Origin of the sequence: Vibrio mediterranei, from assembly GCF_013364395.1 — a bacterium.
Taxonomy (GTDB): Bacteria; Pseudomonadota; Gammaproteobacteria; order Enterobacterales; family Vibrionaceae; genus Vibrio; species Vibrio mediterranei.
The window spans coordinates 385,114-407,302 of record NZ_JABXGK010000008.1 but is presented as its reverse complement, the minus strand read 5'-3'; the positions used below and the strand labels follow the sequence as shown (position 1 = coordinate 407,302).

Annotated in this window: 24 protein-coding genes; 12 read left to right on the top strand and 12 right to left on the bottom strand. The window is 44.2% G+C overall.

Annotated features, from left to right (window positions below; all coding sequences use genetic code 11):
* Nucleotides 1-51 precede the first annotated feature (51 nt).
* Entirely contained in the window at nucleotides 52-642 is a 591-nt protein-coding gene (locus HOP38_RS18905) for an alpha-ketoglutarate-dependent dioxygenase AlkB family protein (protein ID WP_198558697.1), read from the bottom strand.
* A gap of 2 nt (nucleotides 643-644) precedes the next feature.
* A complete protein-coding gene (locus HOP38_RS18900; protein WP_198558696.1) occupies nucleotides 645-1,436 on the bottom strand; it encodes an MBL fold metallo-hydrolase in 792 nt (263 codons plus the stop codon).
* A gap of 103 nt (nucleotides 1,437-1,539) precedes the next feature.
* On the opposite strand from HOP38_RS18900, the gene HOP38_RS18895 reads away from it, so the two are divergent.
* Nucleotides 1,540-2,493, top strand: a complete 954-nt coding sequence (locus HOP38_RS18895) for a GlxA family transcriptional regulator (RefSeq protein WP_198558695.1) — start codon at nucleotides 1,540-1,542, stop codon at nucleotides 2,491-2,493.
* Between the two features lie 11 nt (nucleotides 2,494-2,504).
* On the opposite strand, the gene HOP38_RS18890 is transcribed toward HOP38_RS18895, so the two are convergent.
* Nucleotides 2,505-3,506, bottom strand: coding sequence for a LacI family DNA-binding transcriptional regulator (locus tag HOP38_RS18890; RefSeq protein ID WP_006069161.1), 1,002 nt, complete (start codon nucleotides 3,504-3,506; stop codon nucleotides 2,505-2,507).
* A gap of 242 nt (nucleotides 3,507-3,748) precedes the next feature.
* Between HOP38_RS18890 and HOP38_RS18885 the strand changes: the two genes are divergently transcribed.
* The 7 genes from HOP38_RS18885 (at nucleotide 3,749) to HOP38_RS18855 (ending at nucleotide 9,922) form a co-directional block, all read left to right on the top strand.
* On the top strand, nucleotides 3,749-5,509 hold the full coding sequence (locus HOP38_RS18885; RefSeq protein ID WP_198558694.1) for a class I mannose-6-phosphate isomerase: 1,761 nt from the start codon (nucleotides 3,749-3,751) through the stop codon (nucleotides 5,507-5,509).
* 2 nt (nucleotides 5,510-5,511) lie between these two features.
* Nucleotides 5,512-5,940: a PTS sugar transporter subunit IIA gene (locus HOP38_RS18880; protein WP_198558693.1), complete on the top strand. Its 429-nt coding sequence runs from the start codon at nucleotides 5,512-5,514 to the stop codon at nucleotides 5,938-5,940.
* An 11-nt stretch (nucleotides 5,941-5,951) separates the two neighbouring features.
* Nucleotides 5,952-6,446 carry a PTS sugar transporter subunit IIB gene (locus HOP38_RS18875; protein ID WP_006069164.1) on the top strand — a complete coding sequence of 165 codons (495 nt, stop codon included), beginning with the start codon at nucleotides 5,952-5,954 and terminating at the stop codon, nucleotides 6,444-6,446.
* 80 nt (nucleotides 6,447-6,526) lie between these two features.
* Nucleotides 6,527-7,330, top strand: a complete 804-nt coding sequence (locus HOP38_RS18870; protein WP_006069165.1) for a PTS mannose/fructose/sorbose/N-acetylgalactosamine transporter subunit IIC — start codon at nucleotides 6,527-6,529, stop codon at nucleotides 7,328-7,330.
* The gene (locus tag HOP38_RS18865; RefSeq protein WP_006069166.1) at nucleotides 7,330-8,178 is read left to right on the top strand and encodes a PTS system mannose/fructose/sorbose family transporter subunit IID; all 849 of its coding nucleotides are present in this window, start codon (nucleotides 7,330-7,332) and stop codon (nucleotides 8,176-8,178) included. The genes HOP38_RS18870 and HOP38_RS18865 overlap by 1 nt, the downstream gene beginning before the upstream one ends.
* Before the next feature lie 51 nt (nucleotides 8,179-8,229).
* Nucleotides 8,230-9,351: an AGE family epimerase/isomerase gene (locus HOP38_RS18860; RefSeq protein WP_198558692.1), complete on the top strand. Its 1,122-nt coding sequence runs from the start codon at nucleotides 8,230-8,232 to the stop codon at nucleotides 9,349-9,351.
* Nucleotide 9,352: 1 nt separating this feature from the next.
* The gene (locus HOP38_RS18855) at nucleotides 9,353-9,922 is read left to right on the top strand and encodes a glucose-6-phosphate isomerase family protein (protein ID WP_124941811.1); all 570 of its coding nucleotides are present in this window, start codon (nucleotides 9,353-9,355) and stop codon (nucleotides 9,920-9,922) included.
* 37 nt (nucleotides 9,923-9,959) lie between these two features.
* Here the strand turns inward: HOP38_RS18855 and HOP38_RS18850 are convergent, their stop codons facing one another.
* The gene (locus HOP38_RS18850; protein ID WP_006069169.1) at nucleotides 9,960-10,607 is read right to left on the bottom strand and encodes a hypothetical protein; all 648 of its coding nucleotides are present in this window, start codon (nucleotides 10,605-10,607) and stop codon (nucleotides 9,960-9,962) included.
* A gap of 151 nt (nucleotides 10,608-10,758) precedes the next feature.
* Entirely contained in the window at nucleotides 10,759-11,760 is a 1,002-nt protein-coding gene (locus tag HOP38_RS18845; protein ID WP_198558691.1) for a 2-hydroxyacid dehydrogenase, read from the bottom strand.
* 395 nt (nucleotides 11,761-12,155) lie between these two features.
* Here HOP38_RS18845 and HOP38_RS18840 point away from each other — a divergent pair, with 395 nt between their 5' ends.
* Nucleotides 12,156-12,800, top strand: coding sequence for a flagellar brake protein (locus HOP38_RS18840; RefSeq protein WP_240206435.1), 645 nt, complete (start codon nucleotides 12,156-12,158; stop codon nucleotides 12,798-12,800).
* 46 nt (nucleotides 12,801-12,846) lie between these two features.
* Here the strand turns inward: HOP38_RS18840 and HOP38_RS18835 are convergent, their stop codons facing one another.
* The 4 genes from HOP38_RS18835 to HOP38_RS18820 form a co-directional block, all read right to left on the bottom strand.
* Nucleotides 12,847-15,207 (bottom strand): Lon protease family protein, encoded by a 2,361-nt coding sequence (locus HOP38_RS18835; RefSeq protein WP_198558690.1) that lies wholly within the window; start codon nucleotides 15,205-15,207, stop codon nucleotides 12,847-12,849.
* A gap of 173 nt (nucleotides 15,208-15,380) precedes the next feature.
* Nucleotides 15,381-15,800 carry a universal stress protein gene (locus HOP38_RS18830; protein WP_006069193.1) on the bottom strand — a complete coding sequence of 140 codons (420 nt, stop codon included), beginning with the start codon at nucleotides 15,798-15,800 and terminating at the stop codon, nucleotides 15,381-15,383.
* Nucleotides 15,801-15,902: 102 nt separating this feature from the next.
* Nucleotides 15,903-16,412 carry a YgjV family protein gene (locus HOP38_RS18825; RefSeq protein ID WP_171393728.1) on the bottom strand — a complete coding sequence of 170 codons (510 nt, stop codon included), beginning with the start codon at nucleotides 16,410-16,412 and terminating at the stop codon, nucleotides 15,903-15,905.
* A 96-nt stretch (nucleotides 16,413-16,508) separates the two neighbouring features.
* Nucleotides 16,509-17,309 carry a helix-turn-helix domain-containing protein gene (locus HOP38_RS18820; RefSeq protein WP_050798561.1) on the bottom strand — a complete coding sequence of 267 codons (801 nt, stop codon included), beginning with the start codon at nucleotides 17,307-17,309 and terminating at the stop codon, nucleotides 16,509-16,511.
* A gap of 280 nt (nucleotides 17,310-17,589) precedes the next feature.
* Here HOP38_RS18820 and HOP38_RS18815 point away from each other — a divergent pair, with 280 nt between their 5' ends.
* Together HOP38_RS18815 and HOP38_RS18810 are read left to right on the top strand one after the other, a co-directional pair.
* Nucleotides 17,590-18,498, top strand: coding sequence for a hypothetical protein (locus tag HOP38_RS18815; protein ID WP_242456560.1), 909 nt, complete (start codon nucleotides 17,590-17,592; stop codon nucleotides 18,496-18,498).
* Between the two features lie 8 nt (nucleotides 18,499-18,506).
* The gene (locus HOP38_RS18810) at nucleotides 18,507-19,034 is read left to right on the top strand and encodes a GNAT family N-acetyltransferase (RefSeq protein ID WP_050798562.1); all 528 of its coding nucleotides are present in this window, start codon (nucleotides 18,507-18,509) and stop codon (nucleotides 19,032-19,034) included.
* A 28-nt stretch (nucleotides 19,035-19,062) separates the two neighbouring features.
* Here HOP38_RS18810 and HOP38_RS18805 read toward each other — a convergent pair whose 3' ends face one another.
* Nucleotides 19,063-19,992: an SRPBCC family protein gene (locus HOP38_RS18805; RefSeq protein ID WP_006069198.1), complete on the bottom strand. Its 930-nt coding sequence runs from the start codon at nucleotides 19,990-19,992 to the stop codon at nucleotides 19,063-19,065.
* Nucleotides 19,993-20,159: 167 nt separating this feature from the next.
* Here HOP38_RS18805 and HOP38_RS18800 point away from each other — a divergent pair, with 167 nt between their 5' ends.
* Complete coding sequence (locus HOP38_RS18800; protein WP_198558689.1) at nucleotides 20,160-20,648, top strand: fasciclin domain-containing protein; 489 nt, start codon at nucleotides 20,160-20,162, stop codon at nucleotides 20,646-20,648.
* Nucleotides 20,649-20,721: 73 nt separating this feature from the next.
* On the opposite strand, the gene HOP38_RS18795 is transcribed toward HOP38_RS18800, so the two are convergent.
* On the bottom strand, nucleotides 20,722-21,297 hold the full coding sequence (locus tag HOP38_RS18795; RefSeq protein ID WP_198558688.1) for a DUF4136 domain-containing protein: 576 nt from the start codon (nucleotides 21,295-21,297) through the stop codon (nucleotides 20,722-20,724).
* An 89-nt stretch (nucleotides 21,298-21,386) separates the two neighbouring features.
* A complete protein-coding gene (locus tag HOP38_RS18790) occupies nucleotides 21,387-22,106 on the bottom strand; it encodes a lipid-binding SYLF domain-containing protein (protein WP_198558687.1) in 720 nt (239 codons plus the stop codon).
* Nucleotides 22,107-22,189 lie beyond the last annotated feature (83 nt).

The following is a 22,189-nucleotide window of genomic DNA, read 5'->3' as shown; positions in this document are numbered from 1 at the left end:
CGTAGAACGAAAAAGCTCCTCGCCACTGCTAGGAGCTTTTTTGCCTTAAGCTTATTTGGAGTAGATATGCCTAAACGTGAGATTAATCCTCGGTTCAACATGGCGGGCTGTTTTCGGTACCGTATGTAACCAATGGTGCTGTGTATCACCAGCCATCACTAATAGACTTCCACTGGGTAAATCTAGCGTTATCTTTTGCTTGGTTTCTCGATGTTTAAGCGCAAATCGGCGGGTGCCACCAAAGCTCAACGATGCGATCACTGGAGAGTTGCCAAGTTCTGGTTCGTTATCGCTATGCCAACCATTCGAGTCTTGTCCTGTTCGATACAGATTAGCTAAAACCGAATTAAACGGTGCTTCAGAAGCCAACTCACATCGCCGTCTTAAGTCTTCGAGATGCGGTGTCCAAGGTAGCGGATCCAACGTTAAATTGGAGTATTGATAACTCGCATCACCATACCATGCTTGCAACCTTGGTATCGTCACCCATTTACCAAACATCATGATCTTATCTTCACGCCATTGCAGCTCGCTGTTTAACAGACGAAACCACTCTAATGATTCGAACACGTCAATAAAATCAGGAATCCACAGTAGTTTGCCGCCCAGTACTTCAGTCCAACGTCCTTGTGTTAATTCCATAGTTAAAACTCAATAACTTCTCCGTCTTCGGGAATGAACACTTTATCTGATAGACCATGTTTTTCCAGTGATCGACGCAGCGTTTCTCGGTCAACTGGGCAGTGGTTTAGTGCTTCCATATGATTTGCGATAACTTTACCCGGAGACAATCGGATAAACTCCATTACCTCATTGGTAGGCATCAATAACGGTTGCCCCACATCCATTTGCGCTTGACCTGCTGCCACAACAGTAATGTCTGGCTTAAGCTCGTTAAGCGCTCTTTTTACATCCTCTGTCAACACAGTATCACCACTGATATAAATACTTGGTTCATTTGGAAGTCGTAAAAAGAACCCAAATCCATTTGCCATCACTTTATGGATCCAACCATGACCGTGCTGAGCAGGTACACCAACGATTTCTCCTCCTAGAAATGGTATTGGTTTCCATGCTTCGAGACCATTCGCTACCGTTATCCCATATTTTTCGAGATACGCTTTATCTTTGAGAGGAGTCGTAACAGGTACTTGATGATCAATTAAGAATTTTTCACCCGCGGGGTCTAAATGATCCCCATGCTGGAGAGGCTTAAAACCAAATGTCTGGCTGTGAGTAACAAGGGCTTGATTTACCTTATTAAGTATCGAATCCGCATTGGTTGGAAGATCAACGGTAGGGTTCTTTTCTGCTTTAAATCGAAACACAGAAAAAGGAGGCATTGACCCTTTTTCTCCAAGCATTGGGTCAATCAAAATGAAATTTTCGCCAGATTCAATAACAAACGTGGCGCTTCTTAAGTGATGAATTTTCATAGTTACCTCCTATCTGAATATAGGATAATTATGCAAAAGCCAAAGCGTGTGCAATACTGTCCTAAGAGACATCTATCGCTCATATCGGGTCACAACAAGTAAAATGAGTCAATACACAGTCGCCTTAGTGGCACTTAACAATATTAGTGCATTTCATCTGTCGGTACCTTGCTTGGTATTTCAAGATGTCTTTGTAGAACAGCAACCGCTTTTTGAGTTGATGATCTGCAGTGAAAATAGTAACCACATTTCACTCAGTACTGGATTTCAAGCTTCTGTCAGTCACGACTTGTCCGCGCTCGATAAAGCGGACATTATCATTGTCCCCAGCTGGCCTAATTCACTTCCCGAACCAAGTGAGACCTTACTAAAACGGTTACGAGTGAACTATCAACGAGGTGCCACCATCGTTGGTCTTTGTTTAGGCGCTTATGCCCTAGCAAAAGCTGGCTTATTAGATGGTAAACGCGCAACGACCCATTGGGGATTCCAACAGATTTTCATCGACGCTTTTCCGCGAGTCGATATAGATTGTGAGCCCCTTTTTATCGAACAGGATAGAATCATCACATCAGCCGGAACAGCAGCCTCGCTTGACTGCTGCTTGCATATTGTTCGCTCTTTGTGCGGGAGCGATATTGCATCAAACCTTGCTCGTATGATGGTGACAGCTCCGTTTCGGAGTGGTGGGCAACTACAGTACATTCCTAATCCGATCACCAAGCAACCTGACAAACCGACCAGCTTTGGCCACGTTATTGGTGAAATCGAGCAACACCTTGCCGAACATTATGATTTAGACAGTGTTGCACAGCGCTGCGCAATGAGTCGTCGCACATTTACACGACAATTTAAAGCGGCTTACGGCTGTACTTTTGGAGAATGGTTACTAAACAAAAGACTCGCTCTCAGCCAGCAACTACTAGAGTCAACCCACTATACAGTGGCGACCACTGCAGAACTTTCTGGGTTTGGCTCAGAAAGTGTGTTTCGTAAGCACTTCAAAGCAGCGTTTAACACCTCACCGAGCCAATGGCGCGCGACCTTCCAAGGTTAACGTACCTTATGTTAGCCACATGAGCTTCTGACCACCAACTTGGGCGGGAACACCACGCTTTTGTATGGCTGTTTGTCGCCCTCCATGCGAGACAGAATGATCTCTCCCGCCGCACGGCCAATTTCTCGTGCTGAGACAGAGATGGAAGTCAGCGCTGGATTGGTATCCGCGGATTCTGCTACGTCATCAAAACCCACAACCGCGATATCTTTGCCCACAGTTTTACCGAGATCTTTTATGGCTCGCATTACGCCAAAAGCAACAATGTCTTGGTAGCCAATAATAGCGGTAATTTCAGGGTGCTGATCCAGTAACTCCCTCGTTACCTTAGCACCCTCAGAACGACTCGCTGAACAGCTTCGAATGTATCGTTCATTGAACGGGATGCCATGTTCCATCAACTTCGACATATAACCCCCAAGACGATGGGAACGCGTCTTCGAGATCTCCAGTCCACCAACGAACGCAATATGCTTGTGACCTTTTTTGATAAGGTGCTCGGTTGCCAACTGCAAGCCCATAAAGTTATTGGTACCAACGAAATCAAATTGATCTTCTCCAATAGGTCGAACAGCCAACACTATTGGGAAACCACGACTTTGTACTGTCTCCAAGAAGTCCAAATTAGTTTCCATCGCAGGACACATTACTACACCACCAGCGTTCTGGCTCAACAATGAATCAATGAACTTGCTTTGACGCTCAACGCTCTCTTCAGCATTAGCGAGAAACAGTAGCGAATCTTGCTCTTCAAGATAATGGCTAAGTCCTGCGATCATTTCAGAGAAAAAAGGGTTGGTAATATCAGGTGTGACGAGCCCGACTAGATTACTACGCTTATGTCGCAAGTTAGCCGCTGCTTGATTGTAAACATAACCAAGCTCCTTAACCGCCTCTAAAACCCGCTCACGAGTAGTCGCCGAGATTCGTCCTTTGTTAGTCAATACCATGGACACAGTCGCGGTGGAAACACCGCAATGCTTAGCCACGTCCGCAATGGTTGCTTTGGCCATGTTGAACTCCAGTAAATGAAATTAGCACCAGTTATAGCGACTTTCTTTTCTGATTAAAACAAGGTTAATCGATTAACCTAATCAACTGTCATTTATCGTCATGATTATGTGATTAACTACAAAATTGCCTTGCCAATTATTGGTTAACAACTGCTAAATGAGTGGTTAAACATGTTAACCAGTTTGTTAGTTGATTAACTGAGTGATTAGACTGTAGTCAAATGATTAACTCAAGGTGATGTATGAAGTACCTATCTGGTCAATCCAATTATGACAAGTTTCCAAATGTAGAAGTGAAGGGCTTTGACCACGCTGCCGTTCGCGGTTGGGACAGTATCGTTGACACAATTGAACAACGTATTCAGGGCCAAGATAAACATATTTTGGTGATCGACACCTATCATGGTGTCAATCACAATGAACTCCTCGACCAGCTTGTTGCACCGCTCTCCCCAGCCCTTGTGGTGTCAATGGACGATGCGAAATACTCCGAAGAACACATCTTCGCCATGCTAGAACGCAACATTACCGATGATCGAGTATTTGGTGTCATTGCACCGCACAAGCTGGATGAGTTCTTTGACAGCGAAAAGCTACAAGGCTTGAAACAAACTGTTAGTAATGCTGATTCAGGTTTGATCGTTGTTATTGGTCATGGAGCTAGACTGGTCGCTGATGGTGATACCTTTGTTTACGCCGATTTAGCCCGTTGGGAAATTCAGCAACGCTTCCGCCGTGGAGAGCTTGGCAACTGGGGAGCAGATAACTACAACGAAGACGTCCTGCGTAAATACAAGCGTTCATTCTTTATTGAATGGCGTGTCTTCGACCGATATAAAACTAAGCTGCTGTCAGATGTGGATTTTCTATTAGACACCAACGCCGCTTTTGACCCTAAAATGGTCTCTGGCACAGCGTTCAACGCAGGCTTACAACAAGCAACAACTCAACCATTTAGGTTGGTACCTTTCTTTGACCCTGGAGTCTGGGGCGGTCAATGGATGAAAGAAGTCTGCGACCTAGATCAAGACAAGCCAAACTATGCATGGTGTTTTGACTGTGTTCCTGAAGAAAATAGCCTACTGCTTAAATACGGTGACGTTGTTGTCGAGATTCCATCGCAAGACTTGGTATTAACACAACCGCGCGCGCTCTTAGGCGACAGTGTCCATGCACGTTTTGGCGCAGAGTTCCCAATTCGGTTCGACTTCCTCGATACCATGCAAGGTCAACATCTAAGCCTGCAAGTACATCCGCTAACAGAATACATTCAGAACGAATTTGGGATGCACTATACCCAAGACGAGAGCTATTACATGTTAGACGCTGGAGAAAAAGCCAGTGTGTACCTTGGCACTAAGTCTGGCATCAACCCAGATGAAATGATGGATGATTTATATGCAGCGCAGCGCGGCGAAAAGTCATTCGATGATGAGCGCTTTATCAATCAATTCCCAGCGAAAAAGCACGACCATTTCTTAATCCCCGCGGGCACTATTCACTGCTCAGGCTCCGATTCTATGGTGCTTGAAATCAGTGCAACCCCATACATCTTCACTTTCAAACTGTGGGATTGGGATCGTCTAGGGCTTGATGGCCTACCACGACCAGTACATTTGGATCACGGTAAAGAAGTCATTCAATGGGAACGAAACACGGAATGGTGTCAGGAGCATCTAGTTAACGCCATTACGCCAATCGCAGAAGGTGAAGGCTGGAGAGAAGAAAAAACGGGCCTGCATGAGCGTGAGTTTATCGAGACCCGACGCCACTGGTTCAGCAAACCCGTTCTTCATAAAACTGAGGGAACCGTCAATGTTCTGAACTTAGTCGAAGGTAAAGAGGCAATTATCTTGAGTCCAGACAATAAATTTGAGCCATTTGTTGTTCATTATGCCGAAACCTTCGTTATCCCAGCTCACATAGACGCTTATGTCATCCAACCATATGGCGAAAGCGAAGGAAAAGAAATTGCCACTATTAAAGCGTTCGTAAGAGGTTAATCATGCTCCATTTTATCGTAGCCAGTCATGGCCCATTAGCCACTGCACTTATCAGCAGTGCCAACATGGTATTTGGCGAACTTAGTAACACGACTGCGATCAGTCTCACCGAAGAGGGAGGCATCGAGCAATTTAAACGAGATTTCCACCGTGAAATCACTGCGATAGCGCCCAATGTCGACGGCATTGTTGTGCTATGCGATTTGGAATGCGGCACGCCTTACAACGTTGCTTGCACTTACGCATTCAACCCAGATTTCAATCCAAAGGTTGAAGTCGTTACAGGGGTGAATTTCCCAACACTTTTAATGACGGCAGACTTTGTTGAAGAGATGGACGCTTCATACGTTGCAACGACCTTGCAGCAAGAAGCGCTAAAAACGGTTGTCGTTGCCAAGCCAGTAGAGCTGGCACAAGAAGACGATTTTTAAGGAGAAACACTATGGCTATTTCATTTGTGCGTATCGACGACCGCGTTATTCATGGACAGTTAATGACTCGTTGGGCGAAAGAACTTCCTTGTGATGGCATCGTAGCCATTGACGATGCTGTTGCAGCTGACCCATTGCTATCACAAGTCATGAAAGGCGCTGTAACCGACGTTAAAGTTTGGCTATTTGACACAGCGACCGCCGTCAGCAAGCTACCGAAGGTGATCGCCAGCGACAAGAAGTATTTCGTCATCGCGAAATCTCCAGTCACGCTGCGCCGTATTCGCGAAGCGGGTATTAGCCTTGAAAATCTCAATAACAAAATCAACGTTGGCCCAATGAGTGCTAGAGAAGGCACAACGACAATTGGCGGCAACCAATGCGTCAACCAAGAAGAAATCTCTGCATTTAACTACCTCTCAGAAGACGGTCACCACATCGACTTCAGATTGGTTCCTGATGCCAGTTCCTACACCTGGCAAGATGCACTGCAAAAACTGAAATAACAACAAGACAACCTCCACTTTTGACGTGACTTTTCGCGGCAAAAGTGGAGCGACTAATACGTGAGCTAAAGGATGACATTATGTTTATAGAAGCAGTATTTATCGGGATACTTTGCTATCTCGGTGCCCTCTCCACCCCCTGGTTACTTGGATTAACAGGTGGTTGGTACACCATCACTCGACCACTGGTGTCCGGTATGTTGGTGGGTATCATCTTAGGTGATATTCAAACTGGCATCATGGTTGGTGTGGCAGTACAAGCCGTTTACATCGCAATGGTAACACCTGGCGGCTCTATGCCAGCCGACCTTAATTTTGTCGCCTACCCTGCTGTCGCGCTGGGCATCATGTCAGGACAGGGCGTGGAAGTCGCTGTTGCTATCGCCGCGACTATCGGTATCGCTGGAACCATCATTTTCAACTTTATGATGGTCATTAACTCTTACTGGAACCATAAAGCGGACTTAGCCATAGAAGCCGGTGATGAGAAAGGCGTGTACATGAACTCCGCCATTTATCCGCAGGTCACCAACTTCTTAATGCGCTTTATTCCGACCTTTATTGCGGTTTACTTCGGTAACCAATACATCGAAGGGTTTATGGCTAGCCTCCCGGATATGGTGATTAACACTATGACGGTTCTAGGTGGCATCTTACCTGCTGTTGGTATCGCAATTCTGTTAAAGCAGATTATCAAAGAGTCTACGATGCTGATTTATTTCTTGGTCGGTTTCGTTGGCATCGTATTCCTAAACCTCAACATGGTGGGTTTGGTAATGATTGGCGCACTATTCGCTCTACTTCATTACAACTACAAACCAGAACCACAAACAGCTAACGCTGCGCCAGTTCAACAGGCTGATGATGACGAGGATGAATTCTAATGACTGTACAACACAACAAAATTGGTACTGAGATCGAACCAAAGGTCGCACTCGACAAAAAAGATCTTAAGAAATGCTGGCGTGCATGGATGATGTACAACCTATCATCGATGAGTTTTGAACGCTTGGAATCGTTTGGCTTCTGTCTCGGTATGATGCCTGCTTTGAAAAAGCTCTATCCGAATCAAGAAGACCGAAAAGAAGCGATGAAACGCCATGCTTCCTTCTACAACACCGAACCGCAGTTGGGCGCTATCATCAATGGGATGGCTGTGGGTATGGAAGAGAAGAAAGCCAACGGCGAGCCTATTGACGGTGAGACCATCAATACACTCAAAGTCGGTTTGATGGGACCAGTTGCCGGTATTGGCGATTCCATGATTCCGGGTATGTTAGTACCTATCTTACTCAGTATTGGTATGGCACTAGCCGCTGGCGGTAGCATGCTAGGCCCGATCTTCTACATCGTGGCATTCAACGCCATCGCTATCATCGGCTCTTACCAGCTGTTTATGAAAGGCTACAAGATGGGTGCAGGCTCCGTTGAGATGCTTGTAAGCCACCGTTCAACCAAGATCCGTGAAGCGTTGTCACTATTAGGTGTCTTCGTCATGGGCGGTGTTGCGGCCAGTTACGTCAACCTAGGCACTGGTCTTGAGTTTGCAACCAAAGACGGCGTCGACATTAACGTACAAATGATGCTCGATGGAATCTTCCCTAAACTACTACCATTAGTTGTCGTTTTAGGCACGTGGTTTGCGATGGCGAAAAAAGGCCTTAGCCCAGTAAAAGCAATGCTTTCATTAGTGGTTATCTCTTTCATCGGTGTCGCTATCGGTCTCTTCTAATTTTTCAATCCTTAGGGCGCTCATTGAGTGCCCTATTCTTTGGAGCAAACCATGGACTCCCTAACCTTTCAAATTGCTCGTTGCCAACACTGGCTCACCCAGCATGCCCTACCTCGGTGGCAAAAAGCACAATCCCATCAAAACGGGATTTTTGCCGAAGGCTTACTTTCCGACGGACAAGAGTTTAGTGACAGTTTACTAAGATTTCGCGTACAACCACGCCAGGTTTACGTCTTCGCGCATGCCACTGAGCTCAATCTAATCGACGGTCGCAACCAAGTTTTAGCGGCCATTGAACAAGGATTTGCACATTTTGGCTCACCATCATCCGGTTATCGTTTCGCACTTTGCAAAAGCAGTGAGAGTGAGGCGATTAACCTATATGAACAAGCTTTCGCCCTTCTTGGGTTTGCTTGGCATTACAAACTAGCAGCGGATGAGAGTGCACTAGCCTCAATGGAAGCCATTTATCAATACATCTCAACGCACCTTTGGGATACAGAACAAGGTGGTTTCTTTCTGACTGAAGGCAACGCGGTCAACAAAGGGCAAAACCCCCACATGCATTTGTTCGAAGCGTTAATGGTCAGCTATGAGCATACCGACAACCCCATTTGGCTAGAGCGAGCAACACAAATCTATCAGTTGTTCCAAGCTCATTTTATGCAAAATGACCATTTAGCCGAGTTCTTTCAGGCCGATTTCTCACTTGACGTGGAAACAGGTACCCATATTGACCCAGGTCATCATTATGAATGGATCTGGTTACTCAGCCATTATCAGAAACTGACTGGTGTTGAAGTCCAAAAGACCATCGACGTGTTGTTCCACTTTGCACAGCAATATGGACACAACGACAATGGTCTTGTTAGAGACGAGATATACGCCAACGGCAAGCCGTTGCGCTCAACATCACGCCTTTGGTGTCAAACCGAATACTTAAAAGCCTGTATTGCACTTTGGGAAAGAGATCCTAACGAAACTCGCAGAGCCGCAGTCAGTCAAGCAGTGGAGCACATCTTCGTTCATTACTTGAATCCAGCGTTGCCAGGGTTATGGGTCGATCAAGTAGATAGCACGGGTGAGCCGTTAAATGAACACTCTCCAGCGAGCAGTTTTTATCATCTATTTCTAGCCTTTTCTGAATTACTCAGAATCGCCAATAAGGATTAACATGCATTTATCTATTCCTCCTAGCATCAATTACTTAACTGGTCATATTGATGCAGAAAACGTCATCTGCAAAGAAACGACACTTGGCTCACTTGAAGGTGTATTTGCTGACGAAAGCCAACGTGCCGCAAGTGAACAGGACCAAATTATCTACCAAGTGGAAATGCTACCTGCCCAGCATGCAGAAGGAGAACTAAACTTTGGTGTTTCGCATATTGAGCCCGGTTCTGTAGGTGATGAGTTCCACATGACGAGAGGTCACATCCACCAACGTAAAGAGCAAGCAGAGTTCTATTTCGGCTCGCAGGGTGAGGGTTTATTACTCATGCAAACAGAACAAGGAGAGGTGTCGATTGAGAAAGTATTCCCGGGCAGCGTGCATCATATTCCAGGCTTTGTCGCCCACCGATTGATCAATACAGGTAACACGCGATTATCTGCGCTTGCTGTTTGGCCTGCTATCGCAGGACATAACTATGATTTTCTAAATGAGGTGGGGTTTAAAGTACGGGTACTAAAAAGTAATGACGGATACCAAATAGTTTCTGAAGAAGAGCAGCAAACCGTTTAACGATCGTGCAAATCCCTTGCACTCATCATTGTTGGTATTACACGTTATCTTCAACCACATAACCCGCATACTCGCGCCACTCAGGAATATCACGAGGGTCACCGAACTGACGGAAGAATCGGACTGAACTTTGTGGCGCTTTACAATCAAGTTGATCTTGGCAGAAATTCGTCAGCTTATAATGGCTTTGATATCCCTCTGCCCATGCATCATACGCAAGGTGTGATTGTTTCCAGAAAACGTGGTCAACTTGACCTTTTGTCGCAAGGAATGGGTAACTTGGCTTTACCTGCTGCGTAGCGTAGACCGCGTGCCCAATAAGATTGAGTAACTTAGAAATACAATCGGCACCAATGTCTTCGATAGTCAGCGTCTTAATTTTATCAATGTCGTCTCCAACGATAGAGGCAACACGATTAATAATGAACTCCATATCAATAAGTGGTTGAAGCTCATAAGCAAGCCAATTAAGACGTTCGCCTATTTCATCTAAATATTCCTGACGCGTAAACTGTCCTTCTCTTACTGCTTTCGCATACTGTGCAACATTAGGATTTTTACGAGCCAAATATTCCTGAAGTTCCGGATAGTCGGTCAATGAAGCATGGTTTTTTGAAAGGACTTCTAGCAGAGCTTCCTGGTTCACTAATAGCTTACCTAGCTCATTTTTGGCGTTTTCGTTCATTTTCAATCTCACTTATGATTCGTTGATTATCTTATGGCCGCAATCATACGTTTTCTATCTCTTTTCAGTCTAATTCTATAGCTTTAGTAAAGAGTAGTAATAGAAAAACAAAGCCCAGCATACACTGTTGCTGGGCTTAGGTATGCGAGCATTAACTAAGTTCGATGAGTTCGTTATTAGAAGATGAACCAGAGAAGAACGCTTGGATGTTGTTCAATGTGGTATCAGCGATATTGTCCAGCGCTTCATGGGTTAAGAAGGCTTGGTGGCCAGTAAATAGCACATTGTGACAGGCTGACAGGCGTCTAAATACGTCATCAACGATGACATCATTAGACTTATCTTGGAAGAACAGATCTTTTTCGTTGTCGTAAACATCCAGACCAAGTGAACCTATCTTGCCAGACTTCAGTGCTTCAATAGCCGCAGAGGAATCCAACAATTCGCCTCGGCTGGTATTAATGATCATAACCCCATCCTTCATCAAGCTAAACGCCTGCTCATTGAGTAGGTGGTAGTTGTCTTTCGTCATAGGGCAGTGCAGAGAAATAATATCACTGGTACGGAATAACTCTTCCTTACTACAGTAGGTTGCCCCTAATTCTAATGCTTGTGGGTTTTCGTAAGGATCGAAACACACCAACTTCATACCAAATCCTTTGAGGATTCGCATGGTTGCTACACCGATTTTTCCAGTGCCGACAATTCCTGCTGTTTTACCGTGGAGATTAAAACCCACTAAGCCGTCTAATGAGAAATTGGCGTCACGTGTGCGCTGATAAGCCTTATGAAAGCGACGGTTTAAACACATCATCAAACCTACGGCGTGCTCCGCCACTGCCTCTGGTGAGTACGCTGGAACACGAACTACCTGCAAACCTAACGCTTTTGCCGCGTCTAAATCCACTTTATCGAACCCAGCACAACGCATCGCAATAAGTTTTATCCCCTCTTGTTGGAGCTTAACCAGCACTTGCTCCGATAAGTCATCATTGACAAAAGCGCACACCACATCACACCCAGCTGCCATCTTGGCCGTTTTTTCGGTCAACCTGAAATCATGAAAATGCATTTCATTGCCAAAGCGTTGGTTCACCTTTGAAAATGAATCCTGGTCGTAAGATTTAGAACTGAAAAAAGCAATCGAAGTCATACTTACTCTCCCATCGATTATTGTATATCTGTTAGCATACGCCGACTTTTGAGCAATTACACATGACAAAAAGTATGGTTAAACTGTTGATGAATTAATAAGTTATGACTGTAACGTCTATAAAATTCATCCATTTTCCAATACATCTATCATTAGAATCGCCAACTTAGTTTTAAAATTGACAACCAAGTCAATATTTTGACTCTTCGATAAGTTTTTTGATTGCATATCACTGCTTGAGATCCTAGTATTTCGCGAACACCATTCCAAAAAAATAACAGGTGTGAAGTAACAAACGTCAGGAATAACAGGCAGTGACGCAAACAAATAAAAGAACACTCTCCAGCACAACTCAAAGAAGCACACAAACACTAAATAGTACGGATGCTTTAGCCATGATAGAGCATGGCGGGGATGTGACGCTTACGGTGACCACTCCCGTTGGCACCTCGTTTCGTAGTGCAACTAAATTCATTGGTGCTCACTCCGATCATCGCATTCTGTTAGAAATCCCCAATATCGATGAAAGTGACCTTAAGTACTTTTTTCAAGAAGGCTTTTGGTTAATCGTTCGTGCTATCTCTCAGCGCGGAGAAGGTGGGGTGGTTCAATTCCGTTCTCAACTGCTACATATAGTTGATGAGCCGCTATCACTGCTCATTTTATCGATTCCCCAATCCATGCAGGTGACCAACCTCCGCAAAGAGCCACGATATGAGGTCAATTTGGGTGCACGTCTTTATACTGGTGATACACAAGTTCGTTGTGAACTTCGTGACATGTCAAAAAGTGGATGTCGATTTATCTTACCAGCCTTAGGGAAGAGCTTGACTGTTGGACAGGAAGTCGCCCTCAAAGTAGCTTCGGGTGGAGACAAAGACCGCTTCTTTCCTGCGCTCTCAGGATTAATTTGTAATCAGCAAAAGTCTAGCCACTACACTGGTTACGGAATAAAGTTTGATGAAGAGGGCGAGAAAAACGCAAAAGAGTTGCTCTCTCATCTAAAATTCGATGGTACTAAACTCAAACTACGCGCATAAAAAAGCCAAGTGATAACACTTGGCTTTCCCTTTAATAATGGCCTAACTACTTTCTAAGTGCATTGAGCCTTGCTTGCGCGATGCCATAAACGGTATCTATAGGATAACTGCCTTCCAATGACGGTGTACCCGCCTCTTTCCCGGTAAACAGTTCTATCGCTTCTGTTACATGATCAATCGCCCAAATGTTAAATTCACCTTTATCAACCGCTTTCACAATATCAGGTCTTAGCATTAGGTTATGAACATTTGAGCGAGGGATAATGACACCTTGTTCAGAGGTTCTACCTTTAATGGCACAAACATCGAAGAAGCCTTCTATTTTCTCATTCACACCACCAATGGGTTGAGATTCACCGAACTGGTTCATCGACCCGGTGATAGCGATGTCTTGTCGATTTGCCTGTCCTGAAAACGCCGACACTACCGCACAAAACTCAGCCATACTCGCACTATCACCATCAACACCACCATACGACTGCTCAAAGGTGATGGTAGTGGTAAGCGGGACTTTAGCAGTCTTACCAAATACCGAAGACAAGTACGCCGTTAAGATCATTACCCCTTTGGAGTGAATACTGCCACCCAAATCCACGCTGCGTTCAATGTCGATAACATCACCATCGCCGTAAGAGGTCGTCGCGGTAATACGATTAGGTGCGCCAAACATGTGGTCGCTGGTTGTCAGAACCGAAAGCGCGTTCACTTGCCCAATGGCCGAACCTTGGGTATGAATTAGCGTTGTGCCATTCACAAACCCTTCCATCACGTTATCTTGTAAGCGATTGACTCTCATCTGTTGGTATTCCAACGCCTGTTCAACGTGCCCAGCTCGGATCAAATTGGATTTGGCATTACGAGCCACATAGTTTGATTCTCGCAATAGATTCGCTATGTGCGCTGAATGCAATGACAGTTTATTTTGATCACCTGATAAACGAGAGCTGTGCTCGATGATACGAGCTATCGCTTTACGGTCACAATGCAACATATTGTTGTCGTGAACGATACTGGAGATAAAGCGGGCATAATGTAGCTCGGAGTCCGCGCTGCGCGGCATCTCATCTTCGAAATCAGCGGTCACTTTAAACAACTCACTAAATTCCGGATCGTAGTGTTGCAACAATTGGTAGGTACGATAATCACCAAACAAGATGATCTTAACGTCAAGAGGAATTGGCTGCGGATCAAGCGAAACCGTACCGGTCAGAGTTACTTCTTTCTCTAATGAGGTAAAACTTAATTGTCGTGAACGCAAAGCACGCTTCAAACCATCCCAGACATAAGGCTGTTCTAGTACTTTTACCGCATCCATTAACAATACGCCGCCATTCGCACGATGCAAGCTGCCAGCTCGAATCAAGGAGAAATCGGTAAATACTGTGCCTTTGTAGGTCGCCGTCTCGATATAGCCGAATAACGAGTGATAATTCGGGTTTTCTTCCACAATGATAGGAAAGTCGGAACAAGACTGCTTAACAATCAAGTTTACCTTGTAGCGACGAGGGAACTTTTTATCAAGGGAGGCAGACGCGATTTCGCCCTGCTCACTGCCCTCCTCTAAGAAAATATCAACGTTTTCACAGATGTCCTTTTGCAACTCTGTAAAGTACTTCTTGATTTCAGTGTAACCGTTATACTCTTTCTTTAGCTTTTTAATCAGATGGCTGATAACACCAAGCGTCACTTCTTCATTAAGTTTTTGAATATTGTCGGTATAGGTTTCTTCCCAGTCGGTTAGCTCACGAGCCATTCCACGTAGGCTTACTTCCAACTCATCGATCGTTAAACCAAAGCGCTCCTGCTCATCATCCGGCAATTCTGCAAAACTCTCTTCTGTATGCAGTTCCTCTTCGTTCATTGCCACAAATTGGTAGTCACCTTGAGGCGTAATGGTCAGGCTAATACCTTTCTCTTTAGCCTCTTCACTGAGTTTTTGTAACTCTACTTGCTGTTTCTTAGCGAGATCATTTTTCAGCTTATCGGCACGACCAAAGTAAAGTTCATTGTCGAACGCCATAGGTATGGCTTTTACTAGCTTGAGGATAAGTTTTTCAACATCTTTTTTTAGCCTCTCGCCGACACCGCAAGGCAACTTCAAGACTTTAGGCGTTCGAGTATCGGCAAAGTTAGCCACATAACACCAGTCATAGAGGTCACTGCTGTCATGAGGATGGCGACTTAAATAACGTAAGATCATCGTACGTTTGCCAAGACCATTCTGGCCAATAGCGTAGATGTTGTAGCCTTTCTCTTTAATTGACATCGCAAACTCAACCGCTTTCTGAGCGCGTTCTTGTCCGACGATTTCATCAATTGGTGGAAGTTCTTTGGTGGATTTACAAGGCAGTTTTTCCAGTTCTGCTGCGTGGTATAGCTGTTTTGTTTCTAATCGTTGGATCGCCATAACCAGCTCCTTATCATTTCCTTCTTCACTTCAGTTTAGCCGAATTGGCTTTACAATTTAGTGACTTAGTAAGAAATTACGTTTAAGTGGTCAGTTTTTAGACAAAGCAGTAGCTTGTAGTAGAAGTGAAAAGTGCCAGAGTAAGGGTATACTCTGGCACGCAGACAAGATGTTTAGCCAATAAACAGTAAGTCCATGGAGTTGTGCTTTCGAAGTTCAGATTCAGCGCCGGAAATCGCAGAGAAAAAGCTGTGCTCTTTACCAAACACAACTAGGTTCGCGTTCAGTTCCTCAATCAGTTTAAGTAAGTGTTTCGTCACATTCCCTTCCGACATATGGATAGCACGAATGGGATAACTCGTTCCCTTGGCAAGCGCCATAAGCTCTTCAAACTTACGAAACTGTTCGGAGTCATGAAAAGACGCTAACTCGACTTCAAGATCATTGAAGCTGTTATTGCCGATTCCTGGCTCAACATAAACAACATGTAAGTCGGCGTTGTTTTGCTCTGCAATAACACCAGCTTTCACCAATAATCGGTGAGAGCGCTCGTCAGCTGGGTCAAGCGCTAGAAGAATAGTTTGATAAAGCATGGTTTCGTCCCGTTAAGATACCTACCTATAATTTCGGTCTTAACACGATAAAACTCAAGATATTAGTGAATTAATTCCAGCAAGCTAAGTTTACATATTCGCTCAAGTTTCTTTGCTAGGCTGACATTCCAGACGATATAAACGATACACGGTGGTCGACAACACGATGGCATTAAATGTGTCGTTTAGCATCCCACCATAAGAACCAACTATCACCGCGTTAACCAGCCAAATGAGTGTGCAAAGCAAAAACGCCAATCGCATTTTTAAACCATGCCCAAGAAATAGTGCCCAGCAACTCAACGATGACGCGAGCCAAGGTAGAAGATCCTTCGCCTCCGAGTAATAGGTGATGGTCATTACGGTTTGGATAGCCAAAAATAACCAAAACATAGGCGCGCCTTTAAACCTCAGAGAGACAAACGCACGCACTGAATTGATCAATAGATTAATTGCAGCAACTACTGCTCCCATAAAAAAATAATGGGTTGAAAACAACAAACAAGAACAACAAATGAGGGCTCGCATTCTATTATCGTTGACTGTACTCCCAGCTAACAGGTTGACGCCAAACGCCATAAAGCCTAATGCTTGTATTAGTTCACTGCTCACTTAGCTCTCGTTAATTATTTTCGGTAAAGCACCATTATGTCACTTGTCTTGAAACGGTATTGTGATTAACAGCTAGGCGTTATCCATTCCTTACATTTAAAACGGCCCAACTCCTTTTTGTTGCAAATAACGCAGACATCTGAAGTTACTATTGGTGTGCAGATTTGGTTCGGAAAGCGGGTTATTAAGCAGTTGAGTGCTGTGACCTCGATAGAAACTTACGTTGCCATTTTGTTCCGTTTTTTCCAAATAGATATCTCGCAAAAAACACTCAAGACTAGATGCATGAACCACCACATGAAGCTCGCAACCAATGCAAAGTTCTAGAAGAGTTTTTGTTAGACGAATACGAACATCTTCAGCCAGAGCCCCATAACTGGCAAGGGAAAATACCCCGTTTTCAATGGAGAAGATCGCATGCCCAATAATTGCGCCACCGTGCAATAGCCGCAGCACCTGAGGCCGCTGAATATTCATCTTATTCAAAACATGCTCAAGAGGTAACGAAAATATTTTTGAGTGGCCCTGAGAGATAAGTTGCTTGCTAGTGTCGTCCAACATGTCCCAATGCGTTACTACCTGTTTATCAACGGTAAAATTATAAAGGCACTGCTGGGCTAATAGATTATCTTTATTTTTAAGTGCTTTTGAAATAATCGCAGTTTCAGATTCTTCATAAACATAATCTTTAGAGAAAAAACTTGCGATACCAATTCGTCTTAATAGAGAAGGCTCAACATTACCTCTTTCCCAGTGACTAATCATACTCTGGCTAACATTCTGATATAGCTTATGAGAGGTAGACAATTGATCAGTTAACTCTGTTTGGGATAATTTACATTGCTTTCTGAAATAACGCATCGCCTCGGAAAATGTTTGGCGGCTAAACGAATTCATATAACCTCGAATCATTATTATTAGATTTATTAGTAATGGATAAAACTTACACTAAGCCGTAGTCATCAAACGAAGTTTACAGCTAGCTACTCAAGTCTTTTCTTATTCGTTTTGTTCGTCACCGTAATGCGTTGGTTAGCGAACCTTTACACCCAATAACCTTTCAACAGGAAGCAGACAAAAAAAACTTTACTACCCTAGCATTTAACCTATCGTTTACTCCTAAAATCACATCAGTTATGTTGTTTGTTATGCAAGATTGATGTAATGGGTTTAATACATGGAAAAGTTTATGGCGGCATCTAAGTTCGCCTTTTCGATTGCTTTGATTGTGATGGCAGCGTCCATCTATAACTTTACGCAGGAAGCGAGACAACTCAGACTCGAACTTCCTACGCTATTGGCACAAGTTGACTCGACCGCTCAGAAAATCACCCCGGTCATTCAAGAAATAAAAAATATTCAAGAAATTGTGCCTCAGATTCTGGCTCAAAGTGAAGAGTACCAGAGACTTATTCCAGAAGTTCTAAAACGAATCGATGATGTCAATCAGCAGGTTCCGGTTATTGTCAATGAGGTCGCTCAAGTGCGTGAAGCCATTCCACCCATTCTCGGTGAAACACAAAAATGGCACCAGTCTGTACCCGATATTTTGGCAGAGGTGGACAAAACCAATACAACGGTTCGTCAAACCAACCAGCAAATCGCGGCGACAAATAAACAAATTCCGCTCATTTTGTCTGAGAGTGCGGCTCTTAGAAAAGAAGTACCTGATATTCTTACGCAAGCAGAAGGCCTTGTTCAGCAAGCAGAGCAGGCAGGAAGAGAAGCGAGTAAAGGTGCAGTCTCCGGAGTCATTGGCGGTATTTTAAGCTCCCCTTTTCAATTGGTTGATAAAATAACCGAAGTGTCTGCTGATACGTTCGGGCTAAAAGAGAGCGACAGCTACACCAAGAAAGATAAAGAACTTCATAAAGAGGCAGTCGAAGCCTTAGTTAAGAATCCAATATCAGGCAAATCGAAGACATGGAGTAACCGTTCCTCCGGTAATTCGGGCGTTGTTAGTATTCAATCAATGAAGGACTCGAGTGAATCGCGCTGTTTCACCATACTGAGTCGACTCACCATTGCCTCTGGCCCAGATAAAGGCACACACAGCGTAACAACAGATAAATGTATAAAACTCTAGGAAGTATCGTGACAGACATTAAATACATACTTGATGACAACGTAGACGACACCATCAACCAACAGTTGATCGCTTTATTAAGTCGCTGTTTTACCAAGCCCAGCGATGAGCGTTTTAAGGTGCAACGCTACTACAATGAGATGCCACAACATCGTTGGTATATTAAGTCACCATCGGAAGACGCCATTATTGCTCATCTAGCGGTACATGAAAAAACAGTTCGTATAGGCTCACAGCAAGCCTTGATTGGCGGTGTTGCTGAGGTGTGCGTGCATCCGAATTATCGAGGTCATGGGTATGTGAAGTTGTTGTTGAAACAGGCTCATAACTGGATGGCGCAGCAAGGCTATGTCTATTCGGTATTATTTGGTAGAGATGAAGTGTATAGCTCTAGTGGCTATGAACGCGTCACTAACCTTTACTTAGTTGGAGAAGAAATTCCACCACGTGCAACTTCAGTCTCCGCCATGGTCACGCCACTTACAGATAAAAAGTGGCCGCACTTCAAAGTTGAACTCAAAGGTTTAGCGTTTTAGCTCTCGAAAAATCTCGGCATAGTTATGCTTAACGCTTAAACAAGATAACCTCTGTCACTAACTCGTTTGTGGTTACTTGTTCAGGATTATTGAGGTAACGCTCGATACCTAATGGCTTACGCTTCACTTTGACTTTATGATGCCGTGAAGCGTTCATTGCCATCGACCACGCATTGCCAAGGAATTGATACTCTCCAGTGTGCTTAACGACATATGTGTCACAAGCCTTTATCTGGCCACTTACAAATGGTTCTGGGACGCTCAATTGACGTTCTATTGGGACGCAGGTGATAAATTCGAAAAACTGAGTCTCCATTTTCATACTTTGATAATAACTAAAGGGTGCGCCGGTTGCTGTAAGCTGCTTTTCGTCGATGAGTACAGAAAGCTTTTCAATATGCTCTCGCATAATCGGACCTATTTCGTTTATCGTTCCACTCCCACGTAAGCCAATGTAATTTACGTTATCTTGTTGCCGCTCCCCAACTAGTAAAAGCTCAGAGTTGACTTGCCCGATTTCCAGTTTGGCTTTGAGCATTTTCAAGCCTCGATCATAATCCATACCTATCATGGTTTTGAAAAGACCTTTGAGAAAAAACAGATACCAGGGTACTTGACTTGACATCGTCCAGCGAACTTCGCTTCTTGCCCCCATTTGGACAGCTTGAAACGAAACGTGTGCCTCCGATTTGAACGGTTTGAAAAAGCGTAAATGCATCTCTAATTGATGTGACGTTCGCTTCATCAGAGTCATTTCGCCTGAGCCCACTAAGTCGCCATGCCAACTGTACCCGTCACCAATATTTCCCTGCTCTCCTCGATAATCTAACTTACACTCGCGCTCCATAATGAGCCAAGGTGACCATTCAGGCCAATTTCTGTAGTCCGCTAAAAACTCGATTACGTGATCTGCGGTGGACTCTATGTCGATTCGTTTCTCTACGGTGTAGTTCAACATGGTTAAGGAGATCCTATCTTTTTTATCAATAGTTTAGTCACGATTTATTCAATATGCGAACTCAGCAATTAAGAGGTTTAACAGAAACTTGAAACGGTTTTAGTGATCGATAGAAAACTCAACACGTAACAGAGCTCTGCCTATATGAACAAACAAGGAACGCTACTATGAAACACCTTATATCTCGTGTGACCACCTTTTTTTCTGTGCTTCTATTTTCGTTTTCGGCTAGTGCAGGACATCATGAAAAGGACATTGTCGACGTCGCCTCTGAGAACGGCTCGTTCACCACGCTCGTTGCTGCGGTTCAAGCCGCAGGATTGGTCGATACGCTCAAAGGCCCTGGTCCGTTCACAGTCTTCGCTCCAACAGACGAAGCCTTTGCTAAACTGCCGGCAGGTACTGTTGAAAGTTTGTTAAAACCAGAAAACAAAGACAAGTTAGTCGCGATACTCACTTATCATGTCGTTCCTGGTAAAGTGATGGCAGCTGACGTCATGGGACTCGACAAAGCAACTACCGTTCAAGGACAAGACATCATGATTACTAAGAAGGATGGAAAGGTAATGGTAGATAATGCAACGGTTGTGGCGACCGACGTGATGGCGAAGAATGGTGTAATTCACGTCATAGATACGGTAATCATGCCGAAATAAATCCTGAATACCTTTGAGTAGGTGATCATCACAACGACCACCTACTTTTTATTCCTCTCGACAAGGCAACGCCCTAATTAGCTCTAGAGGGAATTAAGTTAAGCATTGAAGTAATGATTTTTTCCATTTCATGTTGCTGACTTGGTTCATCAATACGACGCTCAGTAGGTCCTTGTGCCAACACTCGCCAACGTGGGAAATCGCCAACTGGGGCAAAAGCTGCGACATAGACACTGCCTTTCTCACCTTCCTCACCAGGTTTTGCCTGCACCTTAATACCGGTAGATATTTGGGTTGATTCAAAGATCTCTTGATCATTCATACCAGACTCCGTCGCGATCCCAAAATCCATGAACATATTAGGACGTTGAGAAGAAGAAACTTGAACATAACCCTTGTTGGCAAGCTCTTTATCAATAAGATCTTTAATAACTTTGAGATACTTTTCGCCATCAACATTATCCGATACTCTCGCCACTGCAGAGTCTGGTCTCCACGCGTAAGTCGCAACACCTTGAGTTGGCAGGAAAGAGAAATCGCCCGTGGTAGCGATACCATAGGACAAATTGGGCTGCGGTGAGATCGTAGTGGTTGTGCAACCAACAAGTGCCAATCCAGCAATCAGTAATAGGGATAGTTTATTCGTCATCTCGTCACTCTTCTATTAACCTTTCCGTTACAATACTAAATGACTCTAAAAAGAATGACACCGTTTTTCACACATTAGCGAAGAGCTTTCTACTCAAATACAGCGCGATAGGAGATACCTTCCAATCGCTTTCTGAGGCTTTGTGCCTTGCCTTGGCTATCATCAAAATTGGAGAGTATGTGCTCTAAATCAAAACCCTCACCATAGTAGGCCGTGTTAAGTTGATCATTTAAGGACAGTTGAAATGTATCGATACTGCCACCGAAATAGAGCCCCTTGTTTTCGGATACCATCATGGCACTGATTCCACTTGTTCCACCGATCACTTTACCACTAACACCTTTACCAATAGTCAGATCTGCCGTTCCTCCTAGTTTGAATGGTTCTTGTTGTAGTGTGGATAGCACATCATTTGAAAGTACAACACCAACGCCACTAATAGACTGGCCTCCGGCCAAAAGCCCAAACATAAAACTGTTAAAGTTGATAAAAACGGGCTGACTCCAATGGTGTGCTTGTCTAGTCATTAATATGCCCTGACCTCTTTGCATGCCTAGTAAAAAACCGCCTTGTCCACCGGAAGGGAAAATCACGATAGCTTTAGCGACACCAGTGAGATTTTTCACCGAGTCCCAATGAGATGTTGAGTCGAACTGGTCAATTTTCTCGGCAGAATCAACAATAATAGTGTGAGCTTGACGAAAAGATTGGTTATCTGATGATTCAATAGCATACGCCCTAGTCGGTAGCACCAAAGCTAACAGGGCAAAGGAAAGTAACATTGATAGAGTACGATGAGTTAACGACATATAAGCAAACCCAAGTAGAAATATGGATGAGAATTGTAGCAAAAAAAAGGTGACACCAATGGCATCACCTATTTAAAATTCAG